We start from the raw sequence: 6121 nt of genomic DNA, 5'->3' as shown, positions 1-6121 counted from the left end.
CGCCAGTGTGCAAGCCACGGACGCGCGGGGTTGTGACACTGGCGCGGAGCCTCCGCGCTCTGCTAACGTCGCGCGCGACGGCGTGGCGCCCCGGCTCCGGGGTCGGCCGAGCAGTGATTTGATAACGACAGGATAATCGACGCGATGCTGACGAGTTTTCTCCGGGGTCTTGCGGCCCTGACGCTGGCCCTCGGCCTGGGTCTCGCCGTCGCGGGCGGCCCCGCCCGCGCGCAGGACCCGCAGGAGCGGGTCTGGATCCAGATCGAGAGCTACGCGAGCCTCGGCAACACGGAGGCGCGCCTGCGGGCCTATGCGCCCCAGTTCGACAACGTGAACGGCTTCAACGCCGGCGGCTTCTACGCCATCACGCTCGGCCCCTACACGCGGGCCGAGGCCCAGCGCGTTCTGGGCGACCTGCTCGCGGCGGGCCGCATCCCGTCGGACAGCTTCATCCAGCCGCGGCAGGCCTACACGTCGCAGTTCTTCCCGATCGGCGAGGATCGTCTCGACGGTGGCCTGATCGCCTCCGAGCCAGAGCCCGCGCCGGCGGTGGAAGCGGCGGTGGACGCGGCAGAGGAGGCCGTCGAGGAAACCGAGATCGTGGTCGAGGCGCTGGAAGACCCGGCTCCTGCCGAGGAGGCCGCCGCCGCCGAAGCGCCCGCCCCCGCCGAGGAGCCCGCAGCCGAGCCCGTCGCGGAGGCCGAGGCGGTCCCCGCCCCCGAGGTGATCGCGGAAACCGCTCCCGCGCCCGCCCCCGAGCCTGTCGTCATCCAGGAGGAGACGCCGGACCAGGCCCGCGCCAGCGAGGCGCAGCTCACGCGGGAGGAGCGCGACCAGCTCCAGATCGCGCTCCAGTATTTCGGCTTCTACCAGGGCGCCATCGACGGCGCCTTCGGCCCCGGCACGCGCGGCTCCATGACCGACTGGCAGATCGACCGCGGCCTCGAGCCCACCGGCGTCCTGACCACGCGCCAGCGCGCGCAGCTCCTCGACGAATACGCGACCGAGATCGCGCGGCTGGGCTACGCGGTCGTCACCGACGCCGCCGCCGGCATCGAGGTGACGCTGCCCATGGGCATGGTGGAATTCGAGGACTACAACTTCCCCTTCGCCCGCTACACGGCGATCAACGACAGCGGGCTCGACATCTACCTCATCAGCCAGCCGGGCGACCGCGCCACGCTCTTCGGGCTCTACGAGATCATGCAGACGCTCGAGATCGTGCCGCTCGAGGGCGAGCGCGAGCGGCGCGGGGACAGCTTCCTGCTGACGGGGCGGAACGACACCCTCCGCAGCCACACCGAGGCGCGGGTCGTCGGCGGCGCGGTCAAGGGCTTCACCCTCCTCTGGGGGCCCGAGCGCGACGAGGACGTGGCGCAGATCCTGCCCCGCATCCGCGAGACGATCAGCTATTTCGGCGGCGCGCTGGACCCGGCCTTCGTGCCCGAGGACGCCAACGAGGACATCGACCTCGTCTCGGGCTTCCAGGTGCGCCGGCCGGAGCTTCTGCGCTCGGGCTTCTTCGTGGACGGCTCGGGGACGGTGGTGACGACGATCGAGGCGGTGACCGGCACGAGCGGCCAGTGCGACCGCGTGCTGATCGACAACGCCTATCCCGCCTCGGTCGCCTGGCGCGACGATGCGCGCGGCCTCGCGGTCCTGCGCCCCGAGCAGGCGCTGGCGCCCCTCGCCTTCGCGCGGATCGCGGACGCGCCGGCGCGGGTGCGCGGCGACGTGGCGGTGGCGGGCTTCCCCTTCGACGGCGCGCTCTCCTACGCGGCGACGGCCTTCGGGACGCTGGCGGCGCTCGAGGGCGTGAACGGCGAGACCTGGATGCAGCGGATCGACGTCTCCACCGCCGACAGCGAGGCCGGAAGCCCCGTCATGGACATGACGGGCGCGGTCGTCGGCATGGTGCTGCCGGGCAATACGGGCGGGCGCGAGATGCCCGACGAGGTGACGCTGGCCGTCCAGCCCGACGCGCTTCGCGAGGCGCTGGCGGCGGCGGGCGTGGCCTCGCAGGCCTTCGCGGGCGCGGGCGGCACGCTCAACCGCGACCAGCTCGCCCGGTTCGGCGCGGACATCGCGGTGCGGGTGAGCTGCTGGAACTGACACGTCCTCCGCGAAACAAGCTGAAGGCCGGGCATCGCGCCCGGCCTTCGCCGTTTTCGGTGGTGGAAAAAGGAACCGGACGGGCGCGTGCGACGCCGACGATACCAGGTGGCCCGGCGCAATCCGGGCCGGACGCCGCCGCGGAAGCTGCCTCCGCCACGTCACGCAAACGGACGGGCCCCGCCCGGCCCGACCGACCGCCCCCGCGCCCCCCGGGGTGCGGGGCGCGCGCGGAGACGGCCGGAGGCCCGGGATCAGGACGCGGGCGGCAGGAGCACCGTGTCGATCACGTGGATCACGCCGTTCGACTGGTCCACATCCGCCTGCGTGACGGTGGCGATCCGGCCCTGCTCGTCCTCGATCGTGATCATCCCGTTCTGCATCCGCGCGGTGAAGGTGCAGCCGCCCAGCGTCTCGACCGGGTGCGCACCGCCGTCGTCGGCGATCATGCCCATGATGGCGTCCGAGAAGGCCTCGGCCCCGATCACGTGGCAGGTGAGGATCTGCGTCAGCCGCTCGCGGTTGGCGGGCTGGAGCAGCGCCTCGACCGCCCCCTCGGGCAACGCAGCGAAGGCGTCGTTGGTGGGCGCGAAGACGGTGAAGGGCCCCTCGCCCGCCAGCGTCTCGACGAGGCCCGCGGTCTGCACCGCCGCGATGAGCGTCGTGTGGTCGGCCGAGTTCACGGCGTTCTCCACGATGGTCATGTTCGGATACATCGGCGCGCCGCCCACCATGGGCACGTCCTGCGCATGGGCCGCGCCGGCCAGAAGGGTTGCTGCGGCGGCGGTTGCGAATGCCTTGTGGAACATGGATTTTCCTCCGTTGTCGTGAATGGTCCGCCGCCCCGTCGCGGGGTGGCGATGACCCTAGCCACGGAGGGTGCGCGGCAAGGTTTCAGGCGGCGGGGCGAACCGCGGTCACGAACGCGTGAGCTAGAGGGCCACGAGCTGTCCGGCCGCGAGGATCGGCCCCGTGGGTGCCCCGGTGGGCGAGCCGCCCGGAGGTTCCTCGGAGATGGCGAGCGTCGCGCCCGCGCCGAAGAGGGCCGAAACCTCCGCCGCCGGGCTCAGAACCGTCCGCGGATCGTCCGACAGGAGCCCGAGCGAGATCGGCGCGGCCTCGGCGTCGGGGATCAGCCAGACCTCCTGCGCGCGCCCCGGCGAGGGCCCGCCCGCGACCCGCAGGACGCTGAGCGCGCCCCCCGGCTCGCGCGTGACGGCGAGGCCGAGGTCCGAGCCCTCGAGGGGCACGAGGTGGCTCATCAGGATCGTGCCGGGCGGGATGCCTTCCACCGGCATCGGCGGGGGCGGCCGGACGGCGAGGAAGACGGCCACCGCCGCCACCGCCAGCGACGCGAAGGACAGCCCCCGCCAGAAGCCGAGGCGGTTCCAGAGCCCCGGTTTCGCCCCGAAGAGCCCGGCCTCCAGCGCCACCTTCACGCGGGGCGGCGGCGCGATGGCCTCGACCTCCGCCTCGGCGAGCGCCGCGAAGCGCGCCTCCCAGTCGCGGACGGCGGCCAGGAGCGCGGGCTCCGCCGGGAGGCGCGCCTCGAAGGCCGCGCGCGCCTCGCCCTCGAGCAGGCCCAGCGCGTATTCGGCGGCGAGGACATCGTCCCCGGGCCTATCGGGCGTCATGTCGGGGCCGTCGATCATCGCGACAGGCACTCCCTCAGGCTGATGAGGCTGCGGCGCAGCCAGGTCTTCATGGTGTTGAGCGGAACCGCGAGGCGCTCGGCCATCTCGGCGTAGCTCCGGCCCTCGAGATAGACCGCGCGCACCGCCGCGGCGCGGTCGGCGTCAAGCTCGGCCAGGCAGTCGCGGATGCGCCGCGCCTCGGAGGCGGCGATGGCCGCGGCCTCGCCGTCCGGGCCCGGCGCGGCGACCGCGATGTCCTCCAGCGCCTCCGTCTCGGGCCGCGTGGCGCGCAGCCGGTCGATGGCGGCGTTCCGCGCGATGGTGATGAGCCATGTCATCGGGCTGTGCCCCGTCACGCGGTAGCGGTCGGCGCGGTTCCAGACCTTCACATAGACCTCCTGCAGGACCTCCTCGGCCGCACCCCTGTCCTTCAGGACACGGATGCACACGCCGAAGAGTTTCGCCGAGGTCGCATCGTAGAGCGCGGAAAAGGCCGCGCGGTCGCGCAGCGCCACCCGCGCGATCAGCCCCTCGATGTCCGTGCCGCCGTCCAATCCCGTCTCCCGCCGGGGCCTGCCTCCCCGCCACAACCAAATAACGTCTCCGGCCGGGATGGCCAGCCCGTCCCTTCTCCCCCTTCCCCTTGCGGGTCCCGGCGATATGTTGCATCCCCGAGGCGTCCGCCCCACCCTTCCAGACATCCCCCGAGGACGACATGGCCGATGGCAGCTTGAGCATGAACGCGAAACCGACCGAGGAGCTCTCGGTCCGCGAGGTCTTCGGGATCGACACCGAGATGAAGGTGAAGGGCTTCCCCGAGCCGACCGACCGCGTGCCGGCCATCGATTCGACCTACAAGTTCGACCCCGACACCACGCTCGCGATCCTCGCCGGGTTCTCCCACAACCGCCGCGTGATGATCCAGGGCTACCACGGCACCGGCAAGTCGACGCATATCGAGCAGGTGGCCGCGCGGCTGAACTGGCCCTGCGTTCGCGTCAACCTCGACAGCCACATCAGCCGGATCGACCTCATCGGCAAGGACGCGATCAAGCTGCGCGACGGCAAGCAGGTCACGGAGTTCCACGAGGGCATCCTGCCCTGGGCGCTGCGCAATCCCGTCGCCATCGTCTTCGACGAATACGACGCCGGCCGCGCGGACGTGATGTTCGTGATCCAGCGCGTGCTCGAGCATGACGGCAAGCTGACGCTCCTCGACCAGAACGAGATCATCACGCCGAACCCGTGCTTCCGCCTCTTCGCGACGGCGAACACGGTCGGCCTCGGGGACACGACCGGCCTCTACCACGGCGTGCAGCAGATCAACCAGGCGCAGATGGACCGCTGGAGCCTGGTCGCGACGCTGAACTACCTCAGCCACGACGCCGAGACCGCGATCGTGCTGGCGAAGAACCCGCACTACAACACCGACAAGGGCCGCCGACAGATCAGCCAGATGGTGACGGTCGCGGACCTCACGCGCACGGCCTTCATGAACGGCGAGCTCTCGACCGTGATGAGCCCCCGGACGGTGATCAACTGGGCCCAGAACGCGGAGATCTTCCGCAACGTCGGATACGCCTTCCGGGTCTCCTTCCTCAACAAGTGCGACGAGCTCGAGCGGCAGACCGTGGCCGAGTTCTACCAGCGCTGTTTCGACGAAGAACTGCCCGAGAGCGCGGCCTCGATGAGCCTTGGATAGGGCCGACCTGCAACTGAACAAACTGTTTCAGTGAAAGGCTAATTTATCGCTCGACTGGCGTGCGGCGTGGGCGCAAAGGTGCGCCCCATGCCGATATTGCACCTTGTACCCGTGTTCGTTCTGTTCCTCGTGCTTGCAGTGGCATCCCTCCAGGGAATGCGCTCGGAGGCCGGCCTCGGCACGCTGCGGACCGAGGGCACGGGCTGCGCCGTCACCCGCGTCTTCGACGGCGACACGGTCGAGATGATCTGCCCCTCCGAGGCCGAGTTCCAGGCCCGGCTGACCGGCTTCGACGCGCCCGAGATCCGGCACGCGCGCTGCGACGCCGAGGCGGCGCTCGGCTGGGACGCGGAGAACCGGCTGCGGCAGATCCTGGCCTCGGGTTCGCAGGTGGAGGTGCGCTTCGACGGCCTCGACCGCTTCGGGCGCAGGCTCGTCACGCTCGAGATCGACGGCGTGGACCTGGGCGATATCCTGGTGGCCGAGGGTCTCGCCGCCCCCTACCACGGCGGTCCGCGTCCCGACTGGTGCGCGCGGGGCGAGTGACCGGGCGGGAGCCGTGTTGACGGCGCCCGGCGCACCCTCCAAGGTCGCGCCATGACGACCCCCATCTCCTCCCCCCCCATCCCCACCCCCCCCATCCCCACCCCCCCCGACATCGCCGCCGCCGCCG

At 71.5% G+C, this 6121-nt stretch carries 6 protein-coding genes; 3 read left to right on the top strand and 3 right to left on the bottom strand.

Annotated elements, in window-relative coordinates; all coding sequences use genetic code 11:
• Window positions 1-144: 144 nt before the first annotated feature.
• On the top strand, window positions 145-2112 hold the full coding sequence (locus tag ACTS11_RS10300; protein WP_442640225.1) for a trypsin-like peptidase domain-containing protein: 1968 nt from the start codon (window positions 145-147) through the stop codon (window positions 2110-2112).
• A 254-nt stretch (window positions 2113-2366) separates the two neighbouring features.
• Here the strand turns inward: ACTS11_RS10300 and ACTS11_RS10295 are convergent, their stop codons facing one another.
• From ACTS11_RS10295 to ACTS11_RS10285, 3 genes are all read right to left on the bottom strand, one after another.
• Entirely contained in the window at window positions 2367-2921 is a 555-nt protein-coding gene (locus ACTS11_RS10295; RefSeq protein ID WP_442640224.1) for a fasciclin domain-containing protein, read from the bottom strand.
• Window positions 2922-3044: 123 nt separating this feature from the next.
• Complete coding sequence (locus ACTS11_RS10290; protein ID WP_442640223.1) at window positions 3045-3764, bottom strand: anti-sigma factor; 720 nt, start codon at window positions 3762-3764, stop codon at window positions 3045-3047.
• Window positions 3761-4300: a sigma-70 family RNA polymerase sigma factor gene (locus ACTS11_RS10285; RefSeq protein WP_442640222.1), complete on the bottom strand. Its 540-nt coding sequence runs from the start codon at window positions 4298-4300 to the stop codon at window positions 3761-3763. Before ACTS11_RS10285 ends, ACTS11_RS10290 begins: the two co-directional genes overlap by 4 nt.
• A 161-nt stretch (window positions 4301-4461) precedes the next feature.
• Between ACTS11_RS10285 and cobS the strand changes: the two genes are divergently transcribed.
• A complete protein-coding gene (cobS, locus tag ACTS11_RS10280) occupies window positions 4462-5448 on the top strand; it encodes a cobaltochelatase subunit CobS (RefSeq protein WP_442640221.1) in 987 nt (328 codons plus the stop codon).
• Window positions 5449-5559: 111 nt separating this feature from the next.
• The gene (locus ACTS11_RS10275; RefSeq protein ID WP_442640220.1) at window positions 5560-5994 is read left to right on the top strand and encodes a thermonuclease family protein; all 435 of its coding nucleotides are present in this window, start codon (window positions 5560-5562) and stop codon (window positions 5992-5994) included.
• Window positions 5995-6121 lie beyond the last annotated feature (127 nt).

Origin of the sequence: Roseicyclus sp. (assembly GCF_052168335.1) — a bacterium.
Lineage (GTDB): Bacteria > Pseudomonadota > Alphaproteobacteria > Rhodobacterales > Rhodobacteraceae > Roseibacterium.
The sequence above is the reverse complement of the archived record's forward strand: the minus strand, read 5'-3'. Positions and strand labels throughout refer to the sequence as shown.